Annotated in this window: 18 protein-coding genes; 11 read left to right on the plus strand and 7 right to left on the minus strand. The window is 72.0% G+C overall.

The window, feature by feature from the left end; genetic code table 11:
• The first annotated feature begins 145 nt into the window (after window positions 1-145).
• Genes hutU through hutH form a run of 5 tightly spaced genes read left to right on the plus strand, consistent with a single transcriptional unit; the run spans window position 146 to window position 7,122 of the window.
• Window positions 146-1,825 carry a urocanate hydratase gene (gene hutU / locus FDO65_RS00830; protein ID WP_137447605.1) on the plus strand — a complete coding sequence of 560 codons (1,680 nt, stop codon included), beginning with the start codon at window positions 146-148 and terminating at the stop codon, window positions 1,823-1,825.
• A complete protein-coding gene (locus FDO65_RS00835) occupies window positions 1,822-3,051 on the plus strand; it encodes an allantoate amidohydrolase (RefSeq protein WP_137447606.1) in 1,230 nt (409 codons plus the stop codon). Before hutU ends, FDO65_RS00835 begins: the two co-directional genes overlap by 4 nt.
• Entirely contained in the window at window positions 3,048-4,403 is a 1,356-nt protein-coding gene (locus tag FDO65_RS00840) for a formimidoylglutamate deiminase (protein WP_137447607.1), read from the plus strand. The genes FDO65_RS00835 and FDO65_RS00840 overlap by 4 nt, the downstream gene beginning before the upstream one ends.
• The gene (gene hutI, locus FDO65_RS00845) at window positions 4,400-5,569 is read left to right on the plus strand and encodes an imidazolonepropionase (protein ID WP_137447608.1); all 1,170 of its coding nucleotides are present in this window, start codon (window positions 4,400-4,402) and stop codon (window positions 5,567-5,569) included. Before FDO65_RS00840 ends, hutI begins: the two co-directional genes overlap by 4 nt.
• Window positions 5,566-7,122 (plus strand): histidine ammonia-lyase, encoded by a 1,557-nt coding sequence (hutH, locus tag FDO65_RS00850; RefSeq protein ID WP_137447609.1) that lies wholly within the window; start codon window positions 5,566-5,568, stop codon window positions 7,120-7,122. Before hutI ends, hutH begins: the two co-directional genes overlap by 4 nt.
• Here the strand turns inward: hutH and FDO65_RS00855 are convergent.
• Both FDO65_RS00855 and FDO65_RS00860 read right to left on the minus strand, forming a co-directional pair.
• Window positions 7,115-7,825, minus strand: coding sequence for an ABC transporter ATP-binding protein (locus FDO65_RS00855; RefSeq protein ID WP_137447610.1), 711 nt, complete (start codon window positions 7,823-7,825; stop codon window positions 7,115-7,117). The two genes, hutH and FDO65_RS00855, sit on opposite strands and share 8 nt — an antisense overlap.
• Window positions 7,822-8,910 (minus strand): ABC transporter permease, encoded by a 1,089-nt coding sequence (locus FDO65_RS00860; protein WP_137447611.1) that lies wholly within the window; start codon window positions 8,908-8,910, stop codon window positions 7,822-7,824. Before FDO65_RS00860 ends, FDO65_RS00855 begins: the two co-directional genes overlap by 4 nt.
• Before the next feature lie 192 nt (window positions 8,911-9,102).
• On the opposite strand from FDO65_RS00860, the gene FDO65_RS00865 reads away from it, so the two are divergent.
• From FDO65_RS00865 to FDO65_RS00880, 4 genes are all read left to right on the plus strand, one after another.
• Complete coding sequence (locus FDO65_RS00865) at window positions 9,103-10,305, plus strand: sensor histidine kinase (RefSeq protein WP_137447612.1); 1,203 nt, start codon at window positions 9,103-9,105, stop codon at window positions 10,303-10,305.
• Complete coding sequence (locus FDO65_RS00870; protein WP_137447613.1) at window positions 10,302-10,949, plus strand: response regulator transcription factor; 648 nt, start codon at window positions 10,302-10,304, stop codon at window positions 10,947-10,949. Before FDO65_RS00865 ends, FDO65_RS00870 begins: the two co-directional genes overlap by 4 nt.
• 162 nt (window positions 10,950-11,111) lie before the next feature.
• Window positions 11,112-11,453, plus strand: coding sequence for a YciI family protein (locus FDO65_RS00875; protein ID WP_137447614.1), 342 nt, complete (start codon window positions 11,112-11,114; stop codon window positions 11,451-11,453).
• A 121-nt stretch (window positions 11,454-11,574) separates the two neighbouring features.
• The gene (locus FDO65_RS00880; protein WP_137447615.1) at window positions 11,575-12,855 is read left to right on the plus strand and encodes an FAD-binding domain-containing protein; all 1,281 of its coding nucleotides are present in this window, start codon (window positions 11,575-11,577) and stop codon (window positions 12,853-12,855) included.
• Here FDO65_RS00880 and FDO65_RS00885 read toward each other — a convergent pair.
• Together FDO65_RS00885 and FDO65_RS00890 are read right to left on the minus strand one after the other, a co-directional pair.
• The gene (locus FDO65_RS00885; RefSeq protein WP_137447616.1) at window positions 12,803-14,308 is read right to left on the minus strand and encodes a serine hydrolase domain-containing protein; all 1,506 of its coding nucleotides are present in this window, start codon (window positions 14,306-14,308) and stop codon (window positions 12,803-12,805) included. The two genes, FDO65_RS00880 and FDO65_RS00885, sit on opposite strands and share 53 nt — an antisense overlap.
• Before the next feature lie 44 nt (window positions 14,309-14,352).
• Window positions 14,353-15,849 carry a serine hydrolase domain-containing protein gene (locus FDO65_RS00890; RefSeq protein WP_205849711.1) on the minus strand — a complete coding sequence of 499 codons (1,497 nt, stop codon included), beginning with the start codon at window positions 15,847-15,849 and terminating at the stop codon, window positions 14,353-14,355.
• A 166-nt stretch (window positions 15,850-16,015) separates the two neighbouring features.
• Here FDO65_RS00890 and thrS point away from each other — a divergent pair, with 166 nt between their 5' ends.
• Both thrS and FDO65_RS00900 read left to right on the plus strand, forming a co-directional pair.
• Window positions 16,016-18,121 carry a threonine--tRNA ligase gene (gene thrS, locus FDO65_RS00895; protein WP_240757349.1) on the plus strand — a complete coding sequence of 702 codons (2,106 nt, stop codon included), beginning with the start codon at window positions 16,016-16,018 and terminating at the stop codon, window positions 18,119-18,121.
• Window positions 18,063-18,677 (plus strand): HIT family protein, encoded by a 615-nt coding sequence (locus tag FDO65_RS00900; RefSeq protein ID WP_137447617.1) that lies wholly within the window; start codon window positions 18,063-18,065, stop codon window positions 18,675-18,677. The genes thrS and FDO65_RS00900 overlap by 59 nt, the downstream gene beginning before the upstream one ends.
• A gap of 52 nt (window positions 18,678-18,729) precedes the next feature.
• Here the strand turns inward: FDO65_RS00900 and FDO65_RS00905 are convergent, their stop codons facing one another.
• The 3 genes from FDO65_RS00905 to FDO65_RS00915 all read right to left on the minus strand — a co-directional run bounded on the left by FDO65_RS00905 (window position 18,730) and on the right by FDO65_RS00915 (window position 20,316).
• A complete protein-coding gene (locus FDO65_RS00905; RefSeq protein ID WP_137447618.1) occupies window positions 18,730-19,050 on the minus strand; it encodes a hypothetical protein in 321 nt (106 codons plus the stop codon).
• Window positions 19,051-19,462: 412 nt separating this feature from the next.
• Window positions 19,463-19,957: a DUF3291 domain-containing protein gene (locus FDO65_RS00910; RefSeq protein ID WP_205849712.1), complete on the minus strand. Its 495-nt coding sequence runs from the start codon at window positions 19,955-19,957 to the stop codon at window positions 19,463-19,465.
• A 50-nt stretch (window positions 19,958-20,007) separates the two neighbouring features.
• Window positions 20,008-20,316, minus strand: coding sequence for a hypothetical protein (locus FDO65_RS00915; RefSeq protein ID WP_137447619.1), 309 nt, complete (start codon window positions 20,314-20,316; stop codon window positions 20,008-20,010).
• Window positions 20,317-20,418 lie beyond the last annotated feature (102 nt).

Here is a 20,418-nt window from a genome sequence, read left to right on the forward strand (position 1 = left end):
CGCCGCCCCCGTCTCGTATCCGAGACAGTAACGCTGGTGCAGGCCTGTCGTCGCGGCCGGTGGTCCGGTCAACTGTGATCCATCGGCGTACCCGGCCGATGAGACCGCACACGGCGCCCACGCCCTGCCCGAGAGGTGAGTCGGCATGACCGCACAGCCCAGTACTCCTGGCCCCCGGCCCGTCCGCGCACCGCGCGGCACCGAGCTCACCTGCAAGGGCTGGCCGCAGGAGGCCGCCCTGCGGATGCTGATGAACAACCTCGACCCGGAGGTCGCCGAGCACCCCGACGATCTCGTCGTCTACGGCGGCACCGGCCGCGCCGCGCGTTCGTGGGCCGCGTTCGACGGAATCGTCGCCGCGCTGCGGGATCTCGAGGCCGACGAGACCCTGCTCGTGCAGTCGGGCAAGCCGGTCGGCATCCTGCGCACCCACGAGTGGGCGCCGCGGGTGCTCATCGCCAACTCGAACCTGGTCGGTGACTGGGCGACGTGGGAGAAGTTCCGCGACCTCGAGGCGGCCGGCCTCATGATGTACGGCCAGATGACGGCCGGCTCGTGGATCTACATCGGAACCCAGGGCATTTTGCAGGGCACCTACGAGACCTTCGGTGCGGTGGCCCGGAAGCGGTTCGGCGGCACCCTGGCCGGCACCATCACGCTGACCGGCGGGGTCGGCGGTATGGGCGGCGCACAGCCGCTCGCCGTCACCATGAACGACGGCGTGGTCATCTGCGTCGACGTCGACGCCTCCCGTATCGATCGGCGCATCGAGCACCGCTACCTCGATGTCAGGGCCGACGACCTGGACGATGCGCTGGCTCGCGCCGTCGCTGCCCGGGAAGCCCGCACCCCGCTGTCCATCGGCCTGGTCGGGAACGCCGCCGAGGTGTTCCCGGAGCTGCTGCGACGCGAGGCGCCGATCGACATCGTCACCGATCAGACCTCTGCGCACGATCCGCTGGCCTACCTGCCGATCGGGGTCGCGTTCGAGGACTGGCGCACGCTGGCCGACAAGGACCCGGCGTACTTCACCGAGCAGTCCCGCGAGGCGATGGCCGCCCACGTCGCGGCGATGGTCGGCTTCGCCGACCGCGGCGCCGAGGTCTTCGACTACGGCAACTCGATCCGTGACGAGGCCCGCAAGGCCGGCTACGAAAGGGCTTTCGACTTCCCCGGGTTCGTCCCCGCCTACATCCGGCCGCTCTTCGAGGAGGGTCTCGGCCCGTTCCGGTGGGCCGCGCTGTCCGGCGACCCGGCCGACATCGCGGCCACCGACCGCGCCATCCTGGAGCTGTTCCCGGAGAACGATCACCTGCGTCGTTGGATCACCATGGCCGGCGAGCGGGTGGCGTTCCAGGGCCTGCCCGCGCGCATCTGCTGGCTCGGCTACGGCGAGCGGCACCTGGCCGGCCTGAAGTTCAACGAGATGGTCGCCTCCGGCGAGCTCTCCGCGCCGATCGTCATCGGCCGGGACCACCTGGACTCCGGCTCGGTCGCCTCCCCCTACCGGGAGACCGAGGCCATGCTCGACGGTTCCGACGCGGTGGCCGACTGGCCGCTGCTCAACGCCCTGGTCAACACCGCCTCCGGCGCCACCTGGGTGTCGCTGCACCACGGCGGCGGCGTCGGCATCGGTCGCTCCCAGCACGCCGGCCAGGTCATCGTCGCCGACGGCACCGACCTGGCCGCCCAGAAATTGGCCCGGGTGCTCACCAACGACCCGGCCATGGGGGTCATCCGGCACGCCGACGCCGGCTACGACCACGCGGCCGACGTCGCCCGCGACCGGGGCGTCCGCATCCCCCTGCTGGACGCGCAGCAGTGACGTTCACCGGACTCTGGGACGAGATCGCCGACGTCGGGCGGCACCCGGCTTCGGGTGGCTACCGTCGATTCGCCTGGACGGACGCCGACCTGACCCTGCGCGAGTGGTTCGTCGGCGCTGCGCAGCAGCGCGGGCTGGACGTCGAGACCGACCGCAACGGCAACCTGTGGGCCTGGTGGTGGCCGCCGGGCTGGACCGGGGATCCGCGGAACGCCTTCGTCACCGGTTCGCACCTGGACTCCGTGCCCGACGGCGGTGCCTTCGACGGCCCGCTCGGCGTCGTGTCCGCCTTCGCTGCGGTCGATCGGTTGCGCGCCAGCGGGTTCCGGCCGACCGTGCCGGTGGGCATCGCCGCGTTCAGCGACGAGGAGGGCGCCCGGTTCGGGGTCGCCTGCGTCGGGTCGCGGCTGTCGTCCGGCGTGCTCACCGCCGACAAGGGCCTTGCGCTGAAGGACGCCGACGGCATCACCCTGGCCGAGGCGTTGACCGCCGCCGGCCGGGACATCTCGACGGTCGGCGCCGATACGGCCCTGGCCGACCGAGTCGGCGTCTTCGTCGAACTGCACGTCGAGCAGGGCAGGATGCTCGACCGACTGCATCATCCATTGGCGGTGGCGTCCAGCATCTGGCCGCACGGCCGCTGGCGGCTGAGCTTCACCGGCGAGGCCAACCACGCCGGCACGACCTCGATGGCCGACCGGCACGACCCGATGCTGGCCTACGCCGCCACGGTCGCCGCGGCCCGGGCGCGGGCCGTCGAGAACGGTGCGGTGGCCACGTTCGGCCGGCTCGCCGTGCAGCCCGGCGGAACCAACGCCATCGCCTCCCGCATCGACAGCTGGCTGGACGCCCGCGCGGCCGGACCCGACGCGCTCGACGCCACCACGGCGGCCATCCTCGCCGACGCCCAGTGGGCCGCCACCGCTGACGGGCTCGGGTTCGATTGGGCGGCGGAGTCGGTCACCCCGATCGTCGAGTTCCCCGACGCTCCCCGGCAACGGATGACGGACATTCTGCGCACCAACGGTTTTGGCGAGACCCCGGTACTGGGCACGGCCGCCGGACACGACGCCGGCATCCTGTCCGCCGTCGTCCCGACCGCGATGCTTTTTGTCCGCAACCCGACGGGCATCTCCCACTCGCCGGCCGAGTTCGCCGAGACCGCCGACTGTCTGGTCGGCGTCGACGCCCTCACCGCGCTGATCCGGGACTGGGACAGGCGATGAGCGAACAGTTCTGGTGCGAACACGCCTGGCTCGGTGGCGTCGACGTCCAGGCTGACGTGGTGGTGACCACCGTCGACGGCATGATCACCGCGGTCGAGTCGGGTACCCCTCGACCGGCCGGATCGACCGCGCTGACCGGTCTGGTCATTCCGGGGATGGCCAACGCCCATTCGCACGCCTTCCACCGGCTGCTGCGCGCCCGCACCCAGATCGGCCGCGGGTCGTTCTGGACCTGGCGGGACCTGATGTACCGGGTCGCGGACCGGCTCACCCCGGAGCTGTACGAGCAGGTCTGTACCGCGGTGTACGCCGAGATGACCCTGGCCGGGATCACCGCGGTCGGGGAGTTCCACTACCTGCATCACGACCGCGGCGGTCGCTCCTACGCCGAGCCGAACGCCATGGGTCTGGCCGTCGCCGCAGGTGCCGCAACCGCGGGACTGCGGCTGACCCTGCTCGACACCTGTTACCTCACGGCAAGTGTCGACGGTGCTGCACTGACCGGGCCGCAGCTGCGCTTCAGCGACGGCACCGCCGACCGATGGTCGGAGCGCGCCGACCACCTGCATCGGGAACTGGCGGGGAACGATGTGGTGGTCGGTGCCGCCGTGCACTCGGTGCGTGCGGTTCCGGCCGACCAGCTGGCGACCGTGGCCGACTGGGCCAGGCGGCACGACGCCCCGCTGCACGTGCACAGCTCCGAGCAGACCGGGGAGATCGAGCAGACCCTTGCCGTGCACGGGTGCACGCCGACGCGGCTGATGCGCGACCACGGTGTCCTCGGGCCCCGGACGACCGCCGTCCACGCGACCCACCTGACCGACGAGGACATCGCCGATCTGGACGCCACCGACACCGGGGTCTGCTTCTGCCCGACCACCGAACGGGACCTCGGCGACGGACTCGGCCCGGCCACCGAGCTGCTGACCCACGAGCGCAGGGTGTTCAGCCTGGGCAGCGACAGCCACGCCGTCATCGACCTGCTGGAGGAAGCCCGGGCCGTCGAACTCGACGAACGCCTCCGCCGCCGCGAGCGGGGGCTCGTTCCCGCCGCCCGGCTGCTGGGCGCGGCCACCGTCGACGGGCATCGCGCCCTGGGCCGGCCCACCGGCGGGCGGATCGCCGTGAATGCGCCGGCCGACCTGGTCGCGCTCGACCTGCGGTCGGTCCGGACCGCCGGTGGGGGACCGACCGTCGAGAACGCGGTCTTCGCGGCGGGCGCCGCGGACGTCACCGACGTGATCGTCGGCGGACGTGAGATCGTCCGGGCGCGGCGGCACCTGACCGTCCCGGACGTGACCGACCGGCTCGCGACCCTGGCTGACCAGCTCGTGGAAGGAGACGCGCGATGAGCAGCCTGCTGATCGACCGGATCGGTGAACTCGTCACCAACGACCCCACGGTCGGCGACGGGTCACCGCTCGGTCTGCTGACCGACGCCGCGGTCGTCGTCGACGGCGCCGAGATCGCCTGGGTCGGCCCGGCCGCTCACGCTCCGGCTGCCGATCGCAGACTGGACGCCGAGGGGGCGGCGGTGCTGCCCGGGTTCGTGGACAGCCACGCCCACCCGGTCTTCGCCGGCGACCGGGCGGCCGAATTCAGCGCCCGGATGCAGGGCAAGCCCTACGGGGCCGGCGGCATCGCCACCACTGTCGGCGCCACCCGGACCGCCACCGACGCCCAGCTCGCGGCGACGACCCGCCGGATCGCCGGCGAGCTGCTGGCCGGCGGGGTCACGACCTTCGAGGCCAAGAGCGGCTACGGGCTGACCGTCGCCGACGAGCGACGGTCTTTGCGGATCGCCGGCGAGTTCACCGGCGAGACCACCTATCTCGGTGCCCATGTCGTGCCGGCCGAGTACCGGGAGCGGCGGGCCGACTACATCGACCTGGTCACCGGCGAGATGCTCGCCGCCTGCGCCCCCCACGCGAAATGGGTGGACGTGTTCTGCGACCGCGGCGCCTTCGACGTCGACGAGGCCCGCACCGTGCTGACCGCCGGGATGGCCGCCGGCCTGCGGCCGCGGCTGCACTCCGGGCAGCTGGGCTTCGGCGACGGCATCCGGCTGGCCGTCGAACTCGACGCCGCCTCGGTCGACCACTGCACCTACGTCTCCGGCGCCGACCTCGACGCCCTGGCCGGCGGCAACACCGTCGCGACCCTGCTGCCGGGGGTTGAGTTCTCCACCCGCACCCCGTGGTCCGACGGACGCCGGCTGCTCGACGCCGGGGTGACCGTGGCGCTGGCCACCGACTGCAACCCGGGCAGCTCCTACACCTCGAGCATGGCGTTCTGCATCGCCCTGGCCGTCCGCGACCAGGGCCTCAGCCCGGCCGAGGCCGTCTGGGCGGCGACCGCCGGCGGTGCCGCCGCCCTGCGTCGCGACGATGTCGGCGTCGTCCGGCCCGGTCGGCGCGCCGACCTGACGGTCCTGGCCGCGCCGTCCCACCTCCACCTCGCCTACCGACCCGGCGTCCCCCTGGTGCGCTCGGTCCTCAAGAACGGAGTCGTCCAGTGACCGCCCAGCAGAAGCCGACCACGGTCGTCGTCGGCCAGCAGCCGCTCACCGTCGACGAGGTCGTGGCCGTCGCCCGCTACGACGCGACCGTCGTCATCGCCGACGCCGCGGTGGAGCGGATGAACGCCGCTCGGGCCGCCGTCGACGCGTTGGCCGCGAGCGCACGTCCGGTGTACGGGGTCAGCACGGGCTTCGGGGCGCTGGCCTCGGTCACCATCGACCCGGCCAGCCGCGAGGCCTTGCAGTTGGCGCTGGTCCGCTCGCACGCCGCCGGCACCGGTACTCCCGTGGAACGCGAGGTCGTCCGAGCCCTGTTGCTGCTGCGGCTGCAGACCTTCACCACCGGCCACACCGGGGTCCGGCCGCTGGTCGCCCAGCGGTACGTCGACCTGCTCAACCTCGGCCTGACCCCGGTCGTGCACGAGTACGGATCCCTCGGCTGCTCCGGCGATCTCGCCCCGCTGGCGCACTGCGCACTGGCCGCGATCGGCGAGGGCGTCGTCCAGAGGGCCGACGGCACGGTGGTCCCCGCCGCCGATGCCTGGGCCGAGCACGGCCAGCAGCCGATCGCGCTGGCCGCCAAGGAGGGGCTGGCCCTGATCAACGGGACCGACGGCATGCTGGGCATGCTGTCGCTGGCCCTGCACGACCTGCACCGGCTGACCACCACCGCCGACATCGCCGCAGCGATGAGCGTCGAGGCGCTGCTGGGCACCGACCGGGTGTTCGCCGCGGATCTGCAGCGCGTGCGGCCACACCCCGGCCAGGCCGCGTCCGCGGCCAACCTGATCGCCCTGTTGGACGGATCGGCCATCGAGTCCAGCCACCGCGGCGCCGAGTGCACCGTCGTGCAGGACGCCTACTCGCTCCGCTGCGCCCCGCAGGTCGCCGGCGCGGTGCGGGACACCATCGCCCACGCCGAGCGGGTCGCCGATGTCGAACTGGCCTCTGCTGTCGACAACCCCGTGGTGCTGGACGACGGGCGGGTGGAGAGCAACGGCAACTTCCACGGCGCTCCGGTCGCCTACGTCCTGGACTTCCTGGCCATCGCCGTCGCGGATCTGGCGTCCATCAGTGAACGCCGGACCGACCGGCTGCTCGACCCGGCCCGTTCGCACGGTCTGCCCGCGTTCCTGGGCTCGGCGCCCGGTCTGGACTCGGGGCTGATGATCGCCCAGTACTCACAGGCCGCCATCGTCAGCGAACTCAAGCGGTTGGCCGTCCCGGCCAGCGTCGACTCCATCCCGAGCTCGGCCATGCAGGAGGACCACGTGTCGATGGGGTGGTCGGCCGCCCGCAAGCTGCGCCGGGCCGTCGACGGCCTGCAGCGCGTGCTGGCCATCGAGATCACCGCCGCCGCGCGGGGTCTGGAACTGCGGGCCCCGCTGGCCCCCGCCCCGGGGACGGCGGCCGTGCTGGCCGCCGTCCGCGAGCAGGTGCCGGGAGTCGGCCCGGACCGCTGGTTGGCTCCGGAACTGGAGAAGGTGGTGCAGTTGGTCGCCGACGGCACCGTGGTCACGGCGGCGCAGGACGTGACCGGTCCGCTCAGCTGACCGCGGCGCCCACCGGCGCCGTCAGCCGCCCGTCGACCAGGTGCAGCCGCTGGTCGGCCGGCGTCAGCTGGCCCTGCAGGGTCAGGACATCGTGGGTCACGAGCAGGGTGGCGACGTCCCGCTCCCGGGCCAGCGTGACCAGCAGGTCGACGATCGCCGCACCGCGTTCGGAGTCCAAAGCGCTGGTCGGTTCGTCGACCAGCAGCACCCGGGGCGCGTTCATCAGCGCGCGGGCGATGTTGACCCGCTGCCGTTGGCCCCCGGACAGCTGCGCGGGGCGGCGGTCGGCCAGCCCGTCCAGACCCACGGCGGCCAGCAGTTCGCGGGAACGCTCGAAGGCCACCGCGCGGGACCGGCGGGACCCGCGGCCACCCAGTTCGGCCATCACCCGCAGCTGCTCTCCGGCGGTGAGGGCCGGCAGCAGGTTCGACTGCTGGAAGACGATGCCCACCCGGTCCCGCCGCAACCGGGCCGCGGCCGCCGGGCGCAGGCCGGTGGCGTCGAGCCCGCCCACCACGACCCGCCCGGAGTCCGGACGCAGCAACGTGGCGGCCATGGCCAGCACACTGGACTTGCCCGAACCGCTGGGCCCGGTCAGTGCGGCCACGGTGCCCGGCCGGACGGTCAGGGAGACCTCCTCGACCGCGGTCAGCCGGCCGGCGCCGTCGGGGTAGGTGAGGGTGACGGACTGCAGTTCGATCATCGGTTGCTCCCCAGAGCGCTCAACGGGTCGGCGGTCAGCACGGCGCGCAGCGCGAAGGCGGCGCCGACGAGACCCACCAGGATCAGGGCCACGCCCGGCAGGACGGTGGTGAAGGGGCTGAGCAGGAACGGCAGGCTCGTGCCCTGCAGGGCGGATCCGGCCGCGATGACCAGGCCGAGACCGAGGCCGACCCCGACCACGAGCACGACGAGCGCCTGCCCGGCGGTGTCGCGGATCAGGGTGCCGGTGCTCGCGCCCAGGGCCTTGAGCACCGCCACGTCCGGCCGTCGCTGGGTCGCCCAGACCGTGAAGAAGGCACCGACCACGAGGGCCGAGATGCCGAACAGCAGGCCGACGATCATGGCCAGGGAACCGATCTCGGACCGGAAGGCGGGAATCGCGGTGACCGCGCCCAGCGGTCCGGCCGAGGTCGTCCCGGTGGCGGAGTCGACCGCAGCCCAGTCACCACCGGCCGGTGAACCGGAGACGACCAGGGCGGTTCCGGCCGCCGGGGTGCCACCGGTCGCCGCGGACAGGGCCGCCCAGTCCGAGCGCACCACCTGGACGACCGGGGTGTGGCTGTACCAGTCGTCCCCGCTCACGGCCGTGACCGTGAACGGCCGGCCGGCCACGTCGACCACGCCACCGACGACGACGCCGAGCGCCTTCGCCGCCGGGGTCGAGAGGGTCATGGTGTCGGCGGCCACCGGTGAAGTGGGCAGCCAGCCGCCGTCCACGCCGAGTACCGCCACGGCCGTCGACGCCCCGGCGGGAGTGCTCGCCCGCAACTGCGAGATCCCCACCGGGTGGACGGCGGTGATCCCGGGAGTGGCCGCCCAGGCGTCTCGCTGAGCGTCGGTCACCGCCGAGTCGGCGAACGTGGGCTCGGCCTCGGTCGACCCGGCCGGCCCGGACAGGACGATCCGATCGGCCGGCCAGGACAGCACCGCGCTGACGTTCTGCCCGGCGAGCCCCCCGGTCAGACCGGACAGGAACCCGACCAGCACGGTGATCATCCCGACCACCGCGGCGATCGTGGCGAAACGACCTCCAGCGAAACGGATCTCGCGCCAGGCGACGAACACGGCGAACACTCCCTCACCAAGAACGAACGGTCCGATCCGACGGTCGGGATCAGCACCGGGACCCAGCCTGGCCGGTCGGCCGCGATGACACATCGCACCGCCGTGCAGTCCTCGCGCATCCTTCGGCGCACCGTGATCACCGCCTTTCGATGGATGCCGGGCTCGGATCGGAGAGGTAGCGTCCGTCCAGCCATGGAGCACACGACCCTGACCCCCGTCTTCGTCGGCCTCCGGCTCGCCCTGCATGGCCTGATCGGCGGCATCACCGGCGTCGTCCTGGTCCGCGCCCTGCTGAACCCGGGACCGGCCACCGGCGGGATCGTCGTCGCCGCCGTGGTGCTGCTGGGTGTGTACCTCGCCGGGGCGCTGGTCGTCCGCTGGGACGGCGACCGACGCCGGCACCTCGGCCGGGTGTGGCTGCTCGCCCTGACCGCGTCCTGGTCGGCCCTGTTCTGGTGCACTCCCGAAGCCGCCTACCTGGTGTTCCCGCTCTACTTCCTGCACCTGCACCTGTGGTCACCCCGCGTGGGCGTCGCCGCGGTGGCCTTCCTCGCCCTGGTGACCGTGGTCGGCGCCGGGGTGCGGTTCGGCTGGAACGTCGGCGCCGTGGTCGGACCCGTCATCGGCGCGCTCGTCGCCGTGCTGGTCGGCTGGGGCTACCGTTCACTGGCCCGGGAGGCGGCCGAGCGGGAGGCACTGATGGCGGAACTGCTGGCCACCCAGACCAGGCTGGCCGCCACCGAACGGCAGACCGGGGTGCTGGCCGAACGGGGCCGGCTGGCGCGGGAGATCCACGACACCGTCGCGCAGGGTCTGTCCAGCATCCAGATGCTGCTGCACGCCGCCGAACGCGCGGACCCCGAGGGCCCGGGGGTGGAGCACGTGCGCCTGGCGCGCACCACGGCCGCGGCCAACCTGGCCGACACCCGCCGTTTCATCCGTGAGCTCACCCCACCCGCGCTGGACGACCAGGGCTTGGCCGGGGCCCTGCGCCGGTTGGCCGCGACCCAGTGGAGCACGCCGCGGGTGCTGGTGCGGGTCATCGCTCCGACCGAGCATGCCGACTGGCCGATGGACGTGCAGACGGCGGTGCTGCGGATCGCCCAGGGGGCGGTCGGCAACGCGCTGCGGCACGCCGATGCCACCGCGGTCGTGGTCGAACTCAGCGGTGACGCCACCCGGTTGCAGATGATCGTGACCGATGACGGCTGTGGGTTCGACGTCGAGGATCAGGTCCGGAGGCAGAGCGTGGGCGCGACCGACTCCTTCGGGTTGACGGCCATCCGTGATCGCGTCGGCCAGTTCGGCGGTCGGTTACGGGTGGTCTCGAGCCCGGGCGGCGGCACCACCGTCGCGGTCGACCTACCCCTGTCGAGCCCGGCAACCGCCCCGTGATCCGCGTACTGCTGGCCGACGACCATCCCGTGGTCCGGGCCGGGCTCCGCGCCCTGCTCACCGGTGAGCCCGGTATCGCCGTCATCGGGGAGGCCGCGACCGCGGACGAGGCCGTGTCCGCCGCCGCACGGGATCGACCTGATGTCGTGCTGATGGACCTGCAGTTCGGTGGTGCGCTCACCGGAGCGGACGCGACCCGGCGCATCAGATCGAGTGACAACGGCGCGATGGGAACGGATCTCGATCCACCCCCCGCCGTCCTGGTTCTCACCAACTACGACACCGACGCCGACATCCTGGGCGCCGTCGAGGCCGGGGCCAGCGGCTACCTGCTGAAGGACGCCCCACCGGCGGAGCTCGTCGCCGCGGTCCGCGCGGCCGCGGCCGGGGAGAGCGCCCTGGCCCCGGCCATCGCCTCCCGGCTGCTCGACCGGATGCGCAATCCGGGCGTGAGCCTGAGCCCGCGGGAGTTGCAGGTGCTGCGGCTGGTCGCCGACGGGCTCGGCAACGCCGCCATCGCCCAGCAGCTGGTGGTCACCGAGCTGACCGTCAAGTCGCACCTGGTGCACGTCTACGCCAAGCTCGGGGTGTCGTCGCGGACAGCGGCCGTGTCGGCGGCCCGGCGGTCCGGGTTGCTGCGCTGAACGGCCCGGCCCGGTCGCCCGTCCGTCGATGAGTCGGAGCGGCGCCGTCGGTCCACCCGTCGGGCGGACGTCCACCGCCCGCGGACGGACAGCGCAGGAGGAGACCATGCGACAGACAGGCACGGTGCGATCGGCCGCGGCGCCCGGATCGGTGGTCGGCCGATGACCAAGTTCCTGATCTCGTTCCCCGCCGCGGCCATGCAGATCCCGGCCGACGAGCTGCCCGCCGTGTCGGACGCCACCCGCGCCGTCGTGCGTGACGCCAAGGCCGCCGGCGTCTGGGTGTTCGGTGGCGCCTTGGACGAGACGGTGCCGCCCGTCCTGGTGGGCGCGGATCGGGCCGTCACCGAGGGGTCGTATCCGCAGACCGCCACCCTCGACGGGGGCTACTGCATCCTCGAACTGCCCGACCGCGACGCCGCCCTGCACTGGGCCGCGCGCTTCGCCGCATCGTGCCGGTGCGCCCAGGAGCTACGGGCGTTCCACTTCGACCCGGAGAGCTGACCCGCTCGGCCCCCGGACCCGGACAGCGGTCGTCGTCTCTTCCGGGTGGCGGCGGGGCCGGAGAAACGAAGTCTCGCCGGCGTCCTCGAGATCGTCCTCCTCGGTGGGGAACAGGGTGCACGTGACCCTGCTGCCCGCGCCCCCGTCCATCGCCGACGGCGCCACCACCGCCGATGTCATCGCGTGGGTAGCGACCCATCTCGGTGACCTCACCCGCGAGGGCCCGGAGGGCGTGCGGGCCGGTGCGTTCCGGGGCGGGCAGTCCGCCGCCGACGCGGCCCTCGCCGCCCTGGACATCACCGGCTACGCCCGCACCCGCAACACCGTGCTGCCGGTCGATCGGCGCGGGGCCAGCCGGATATCGCCGTACATCCGGTACGGGCTCACCCCGCTCCGGCAGGTGTGGGACGCGGTGGCCGACGCGCCGACGGCCGACCGCGGCAAGTACCGCGACGAATTGCTGTGGCAGGAGTACGCCCGGCACCTCTACGCCCGGGTCGGCGGCGCGAACGGAGAGGCGCTGCGCCGGCGGCAACCGCATCCGGACCCGGCGTGGGCCGACGACCCGTGGCCGACCGAGATGGCGTGCATGGCCGCGGTGACCGGCGAACTGCACGAGGACGGCTGGGTCGTCAACCAGACGCGGATGTGGCTGGCCTCGCAATGGGCCGTGCGGGCCGGGGCCGACTGGCGGCGAGGCGAGGACGAGATGTTCGCCCACCTGCTCGACGGGTCCCGGGCCGCGAACCGGCTCGGCTGGCAGTGGACGGTGGGTACGGGCAGCGGCAAGGCCTACGGCTTCAGCCGGTGGCAGGTGGAAAAGCGGGCCCCCCAGTTGTGCCGATCGTGCCCGCTGAACACTCGCTGCCCGATCCAGGACTGGCCGAAGGGACAGCTGGGCCCATCGGTCGACGGGCCCGAGCTGAGCGGGGTCATCCCGGCCGGCCCGGCGGAGGTCGAAGGGACCGGGACGGACGCCGACACCGTGTGGCTCACCGCGGAGAGCCTGGGGACCTCGGACCCGGCGCTGGCGGCGGACGACGAGCGGCCGGCCGTCTTCGTGTTCGACGCCCCGCTGCTGGCCAGGCTCCGGCTCTCCGGCAAACGCCTGGTGTTCCTGGCCGAGACCCTCGGTGAACTGGCGGCCAGCCGGCCGGTGGAGGTGCGCCGGGGCTCGGTGGTCGACGAGTTGGCCGGCCGCCCGATGGCCGCCACCTGGACGCCCGTCCCCGGCTGGGCCGAACGGGCCCGCACCCTGCAGCCGGTGGAGGTGCACCCGTGGCCCTGGCTGGTCCGGCCCGGTCCGGCGTCGTTGCGGTCGTTCTCGTCGTGGCGTCGGGACCTGCGGATCACCCGCGCGCCGGCCACCGCGCGCCGCGGTCGAGCAGGGTCTCGTCGGTGAGGCGCAGGGGGGCCGTGCCCCACGCCGCGGTGACCCCCCGTTCCGGACCGCTCAGGTGCACGTCGACGTAGAGCCGGTGTGGACTCTCTAGGAAGGCGAGGTCCACGCGAAGACGGGGGGTGCCGTCCCGGCTGGCGGTCACCCCGCCGCTGACCGCGACCGGTGGGGTATCGGGATGGGACTGGGTGTCGGGCTCGACCACCGTCCACCGCTCCCCGGTACCGATGGGCACCGTGAGACGGATCCGCCCGTCCTCCAGCCAGGCGACCCGGCAGACGCCGTTGCCGTCGGGGGGCGGGATGGTGACGGTCAGATCCGTCCCCCGGTGGACGCCCATCCAGCGGTCGTCGACCGGACCGCCGGACGACGCCGGCAGAACCAGATCACGTAGACGTCGTGCGAGGGCATCATCGTGGTCGGCCACCCGGGGCTGCAGCGGCACCCGGCGTCGGGCCGACGTCCCGAGTCCCGGCAGCAGGATGTCCCAGACCGCGTCGAGTACGGCCTGGGTGCGGACGGTTCCCATCGTGGTGACGAGCACGGCGTCGTACTCGGGCAGGACGAGGCAGAACTGGCCGTAGGCGCCGTCACCGCGGTAACCGTGGCGACTTCGCCACACCTGGTAGCCGTAGCCGAGACTCCAGTCCGGATGAGGACTTTCGGGGACGAAGCGCGGTCGGCGAACGTCGGCGACCCAACCGGCGGGGAGCACCTGCCGGCCGTGCCACCGTCCCTCCCGCAGATATAGCAGGCCGAGTTTGGCCACCGCCTCGGTGGTGGCGTGCAGACCGCTGAAGCCCACCGCCCGGCCCGGTGGGTTCTCGTGCCAGGCCACCGGGCCGATGCCCAGCGGATCGAGCAGGCGGGGCCGCAGGTAGTCCGTCAGGCCACACCCCACGGCCCGCTGCAGGGCGGCGGCCACCGCGTAGGTGGCGGGCTGGTTGTAGGTGAACCTGCTCCCGGGGGCCGACTCGGGTTCGTGCAGCAGGAATCCGCGCACCGGCTCGTCCGGGTCGGTCGCACTGGCGTCCAGCACCATGTCGCGGTGGTGTCCGGTCGCCATGGCCAGGGCATCCCGGATGCGGATCTGCCGACTGCCCGGTCCGGTGATCTGGTCGGCGAACTCCGGGAAGTGGTCGATGATGCGGTCGTCCAGGCCCAGCCGCCCCTCGGCCTGCGCGAACCCGACCGCCGTCGCCGTGAACGTCTTGCTCAGCGAGTACAGGTGGTGCACCCGCCCGGCCGAGTATGGCGCCCACCACCCCTCGGCGACCACGGCCCCGCCGCGGACCAGCATGAGGCTGTGCGGCTCGACCTGGGGGTCCCGTTCGAGTGCGTCCAGGAATTGGGCGACCGCCTCGGCGCGCACCCCCATGGATCCCGGTGAGCGACGGGGGAGCGGCCGCGACTCGGTGCCGGCCGCGAGGGAGGCCGAGCCGGCCCCGGTGATCATCGCGGAAGCGTAGCCGTTCGACTACGCAGCGGAAACAGTGGTGGTCAGCCCAGGGGTCGGGGCGCTCCCTGGCTGAGGAACGCCTCCTCGGTGAGCCGCAGCGGCTCGGTGCCCCAGGCCGCGGTGACTCCCGCGCGACGACCCGAACGGCTGACCTCGACGACGAGCCGATGCGGGCTCTCCAGGAACAGGACGTCGATGCGCAGGGTCGGGTCGGCGTCGACCCGCTGGCCGGCCACCATGCCCCAGTTGCCGGCGCCGACCAGGCCACCGCTGGCCGCCACCGGCGGGTGCGCGGTGTGGTCGTCGGTGCTGGGATCCACGACCTCCCACCGCGTCCCCGAGCCCACCGGGACGGTGAACTCCACGGTGCCGTCGTCGATCGTCGCCGTCACCTGGTCTCCGGATGCGGTGACGGCGACGGTCAGGCCGTCGCCGGAGTACGTCCCGGCCCAGTCCGCCGGGACGGGGTCACCGGCCGATCCGGCCAGGGCGAGACCGGCCAGCCGCTGCCCCAGGGCGTCGTCCGCCACCGCGGCGGCGGCGTCGTCCAGCGGGCCGTCGGTCAGGGCGGGCAGCAGGTGTTCCCAGGCGGCGTCCAGCACCTGCTGCATGTCGGCGGTCGCCATCGTCGCCGCCAGAACGACGTCCTGCTCGGGCAGGATGACGCAGAACTGGCCGTAGGCGCCGTCGCCGCGGTAGCCGTGCCGGGCCATCCACACCTGGTAGCCGTACCCCTGCGCCCAGTCCGGATTGGGCTCCCGCGATGAGTCGACCCGCCGCTCGCGGACCTGCTCGGCCCAGCCGGCCGGGAGGAGCTGCCGGCCCTCCCACACCCCGTCCCGCAGATGCAGCAGACCGAGTTTGGCGATGGCCTCGGTGGTGGCGTGCAGCCCGGAGAAACCGATGTTCCGCCCGTCCGGGTACTGCTGCCAGCCGACCGGGCCGATACCGAGCGGGTCGAACAACCGCGGCCGCAGATACTCGGTGAGCGTGCAACCGGCCCGCTTCTGCAGGATCGCGGCCACGCTGTACGTGCCGAGCTGGTTGTAGGTGAACCAGGTGCCCGGATCGGACTCGGGCTCGTGGAGCAGCAGCCCGCGCACCGGTTCGGCCGGGTCGGTGTGCACCGCGGTCTGGATCATGTCGACGTGGTGCCCGGTGGCCATGGCCAGCGCGTCACGGATCCGCATGGCCCGCGAACGCGGCCCGGTGATCTCGTCGGCGAACTCGGGGAAGTGGTCGATCAGGCGGTCGTCCAGATCGAAAAGCCCCTCGGCCACGGCGAAACCGGCGGCCGTCGAGGTGAACGTCTTGCTCAGCGAATACAGCAGGTGCACCCGCTCCGGGGTGTAGGGGGCCCACCAGCCCTCCGCGACCACGGAGCCGCCGCGCAGCAGCATCACGCTGTGCGGGTCGATGCCCGGCTCGGACTCGAGCACGTTCAGGAACCGTTCGATCCCGCCACTCGCGACCCCGGCCGAGCGGGGCGAGGTGCGGGGCAGGGCGGACGTGGGCGCGGAGGAGGCGACTGTGCTCACGGGCCGACACTAACCCCGGCTGACGACGCCCCGACCACGCGCCCCGCGGGTGCGTCCCGGGGGCCGCCACCGGGTGCCCGGACCGGAAACGACGGTGGGCCCGCCGACCGGAGCGACTAGCATCGGGTGCCGGTCTCGATCACCTACACCCCCCTGGAGCAGCACCGTGTCGTCCCTGCCCGCCGTCCCCGCACCCTCCGTCGCGAGCGTGAAGGTCCCGGCCGGTACGACCGCCGGCGTCGCCGTTCGCGAAGCCGGCCTCGCCGGCACCGGCGCCCAGGCGGCGATCGTCGTCCGCGAGGGTGACGGCCACCTGCGCGACCTCTCCTGGGCGCCCGACGCCGACACCGAGGTGCAGGTCGTCACCGCCGACACCGAGGACGGCCGAGCCGTCATCCGGCACTCGACCGCGCACGTGCTGGCGCAGGCCGTCCAGGACAAGTACCCGGACGCCAAGCTCGGCATCGGGCCGTTCATCAAGGACGGCTTCTACTACGACTTCGACGTCGCGGCGCCGTTCACCCCCGAGGACCTCAGCGACCTCACCAAACGGATGCGGAAGATCATCAAGTCGGGGCAGCGGTTCTCACGGCGTCCGGTGTCGATGGAGGACGCCCGTGTCGAGCTGGCCGGCGAGCCCTACAAGTTGGAGCTGATCGAGCTCAAGGGCTCCGGGGACGCCGCCGACGCCGCCGAGGGCGCGAGCGTCGAGGTCGGCGCCGGTGAACTGACCATCTACGACAACCTGCACGCGCACACCGGGGACCGGGTGTGGGGCGATCTGTGCCGCGGCCCGCACGTCCCGAACACCCGTTACATCCCGGCGTTCGAGCTGACCCGCTCGGCCGCCGCGTACTGGCGGGGGAGCGAGAAGAACCCGCAGCTGCAGCGGATCTACGGCACCGCGTGGGAGTCGGCCGAGGCGCTGACCGCCTACCAGGAGTGGCACGCCGAGGCCGAGCGCCGGGACCACCGCAAGCTCGGCGCCGAGCTCGACCTGTTCTCCTTCCCGGACGAGCTGGGGTCTGGGCTCGCGGTGTTCCACCCCCGCGGCGGCATCATCCGCAAGGAGCTGGAGGACTACTCGCGGGCCAAGCACATCGAGGCCGGCTACTCGTTCGTCAACACCCCGCACATCACCAAGGGCAAGCTGTACGAGATCTCCGGTCACCTCGACTGGTACGCGGACGGCATGTTCCCGGCGATGCACCTGGACGCCGAACTGGACGAGAACGGGCAGGTGCGCAAGCCCGGCCAGGACTACTACCTCAAGCCGATGAACTGCCCGATGCACGACCTGATTTTCCGGTCGCGCGGGCGGTCCTATCGCGAGCTGCCGCTGCGGATGTTCGAGTTCGGCACCGTCTACCGGTACGAGAAGTCCGGTGTCATCCACGGTCTCACCCGCGTCCGCGGCATGACCCAGGACGACGCGCACATCTTCTGCACCCGCGAGCAGATGCGTGACGAGCTGGCCAGCCTGCTGCGGTTCGTCCTGGACCTGCTGGCCGACTACGGGCTGGATGACTTCTACCTGGAACTCTCGACCCGCAACCCGGAGAAGTCGGTGGGCACCGACGAGAACTGGGAGGAGGCCACCGACACCCTCGCCCAGGTGGCCGCCGAGTCGGGCTTGCAGTTGGTCGCCGACCCGGGTGGGGCCGCCTTCTACGGCCCGAAGATCTCCGTGCAGGCCCGGGACGCGCTCGGCCGCACCTGGCAGATGTCGACCATCCAGCTGGACTTCAACCTGCCCGAGCGCTTCGAGCTGGAGTACACCGGCTCGGACGGGACCAAGCAGCGGCCGGTGATGATCCACCGCGCGCTGTTCGGCTCCATCGAGCGGTTCTTCGGCGTGCTCACCGAGCACTACGCGGGGGCGTTCCCGGCGTGGTTGTCGCCGGTCCAGGTGGTCGGCATTCCGGTCGCCGAGGTCTATGCCGACCATCTGGTTGACGTGGTGGACCGTCTGCGGCGCAAGGGGATCCGCGCCGAGGTCGACCTGTCGGACGACCGCATGCAGAAGAAGATCCGGAACCACACCACCGGCAAAGTGCCGTTCCTGCTGCTGGCGGGGGAGCGCGACGTCGAGGCCGGAGCGGTGAGCTTCCGGTTCCGCGACGGCACCCAGCTCAACGGCGTGCCCGTCGCGACCGCAGTGGCGGCCATCAGTGACTGGGTGTCCGGCCGCGTCAATACCTCGCCCACCGCCGATGCTTTCGGGCCGCTGCTCGGGGCGGCTGCGGACATCGAGGGCCCGACCGGTGGGTGACCCTCACCTGGAACCGCAGGACGGGATCGGCGTCCCCGACCAGCTGCAACGGCTGTGGACGCCGCACCGCATGGCCTACGTCACCGGGGCCGAAGGTGGAGCCGACGCCGCGCGGGCGGTGGACGCGGCGCCGGTCTGCCCGTTCTGTCGGATCCCGGGCCTGTCCGACGAGGACGGGCTGATCGTCGCCCGCGGCGAGAAGGTCTACGCAGTCCTGAATCTCTACCCGTACAACCCGGGGCATCTCATGGTCGTGCCCTACCGGCACATCCCGGACTACACCGACCTGGACGACGCCGAGCTGGCCGAGTTCAGCGCCTTCACCCGCCGGGCGCTGGTCGTACTGCGGTCGGTCAGCGCCCCGCACGGGTTCAACATCGGCATCAACGCCGGGTCGGCCGCCGGCGCCGGCATCGCCCCCCACCTGCACCAGCACCTGGTGCCCCGGTGGGGTGGCGACGCCAACTTCATGCCGGTCATCGGGCAGACCAAGGTGCTGCCCCAATTGCTGGGGGACACCCGGCGGCTGGTCGCGGAGGCCTGGAGCGCTCAGTGACGGTGTGAACTGGCCGGGTCCGTCCTGCAACTGTTCTGGTCACGGCAGCCCATCAGGCGGCGCCGCGATCCCACCAGCCGTAGTCACCCACCGCCGCTCCTTCGGGGCAGTACATCTCCTGCCAGTAGCTCCCGCCTCCGGCAACGGTGATCTCCTTCTGCCCGGTGACCGGCACCCCGAGGACGATGCACTCGAGCTTGACCTCGACCTTGCGAGAGTCATCGGGAGCGTTGCACGTGAAGGTGACCGTCTTGTAGTTGGTCGAAGTCGAGCAGGTCGCCGCCGTGTCTGCCCACCCGGCAGCCGGTAGGGCCACGGTCGCCGCGCCCGCGAGCACGAAGGCGGCGCCGATTCCAGCCATAGTTCGCTTCATCGTTGTTCTCCTCTTCGAATTGCTCTCGTAGTGACGACCATGCACGGTAATGCACGTCAAAGTCGGCAGGTACTCCGAAATGAGGGCAGGCGAATCTCGTTGGCTCTTTCACCCCCGCTGGTCTCGATTTTTCGTACACGCGAACCCGGTCTCACATTTTCTTCAATACAGATGGATTCTAGGTATCAAGCCCGGATATGAGCTGACGTGCGGGCGGGTTCAGATGTCCCATTCTTCGGAAATGCCGAGAGGCGCGCCGTGTTCAGATCGCCCGGTCAGCATGCGACCAGCGGAGACGCTGGGGTATGGCGCGGTGGCGGTTGCCACGAAGCGACATGTGGTCGACGAGACCAGCTCCGTCGATGGACTTAAGGAGACGCCGGTCGTCTCAGGCTCCGATCCAGGACAGGCGTCAGACGCCGCAGAACCAGTCGTCGTCGGAACGGGCCGGCTCGGTGCTTCCGGGGGCCGGGAACGGGCGCTGGAACGTGAAGGCATCGGGACTCGGGCCGTTGGCCCGGAGCTGCTCGAGCCGCTGCTCGGCCTCGGCGACGGTGGGCCGGTGGCCGGCGGGCACCCACCACAGCACGATGAAGGGCTCACGCATGCGCTCGAACCATTCCCGGCGTCGGCGCAGCACCTCGACGTGGAACGGGCCGTAGACGAACGCGCCGAGCGCCTCGAGGGACGACCAGGTGCTCATGTTGACGATGAGGGCGTCGTCACCGAACCCACGGACGGCGGTCGCGTCGCCATCCTCGGTCTGCAACCGCCAGACGAAGCCCGGGGCGGCGTCGGCGGCGGCATTCACCGGGTCGAGCAACTCCACGAACCCGGCCAACCGGGCAGAAGTCAATGGTTCGACCGGGAGAGCGATATTGAGCTGAGCGAGCTGATGGTCAGGCACGACAGCGACCATACCGGCGCAACTCGGCGCGTCGCGCATGACGTGAAGCATCACTTCAAGAAATCGGACACCGAGACATACAGGCACATCTCGCCACCGACGTTCGTGACACCCGTGTAGCGTTCCTTGAAGTCGAGCAGACCATTCTTGCGACAGGTTTCCTCGGTCAGATCCAGCATTTCCCTGATTTGCTCCAGGGACGCCCCGGGCGGGCCTTCGATTGTCAGTTCTTGAGCACAACCACCGGATCCGCAGGTCTCTGATTCCCGGACGACCCGCAGACCCTCGGGCAGGACCGGCACGTCAGCCGCATCAGGCGCCGACGCGGGCCTACTCATGAGCAGAACGACGAAGAACATCAGGGGCACGGTGACGGTCGTGACGGTCAGTGTGATGACGCCCTGCCGCCACGAGGGGGGTCGGTCGTCGCAACTCGGCGGACATCTCGGCCCCGTTCTCGG

The organism is Nakamurella flava (genome assembly GCF_005298075.1).
GTDB lineage: Bacteria > Actinomycetota > Actinomycetes > Mycobacteriales > Nakamurellaceae > Nakamurella > Nakamurella flava.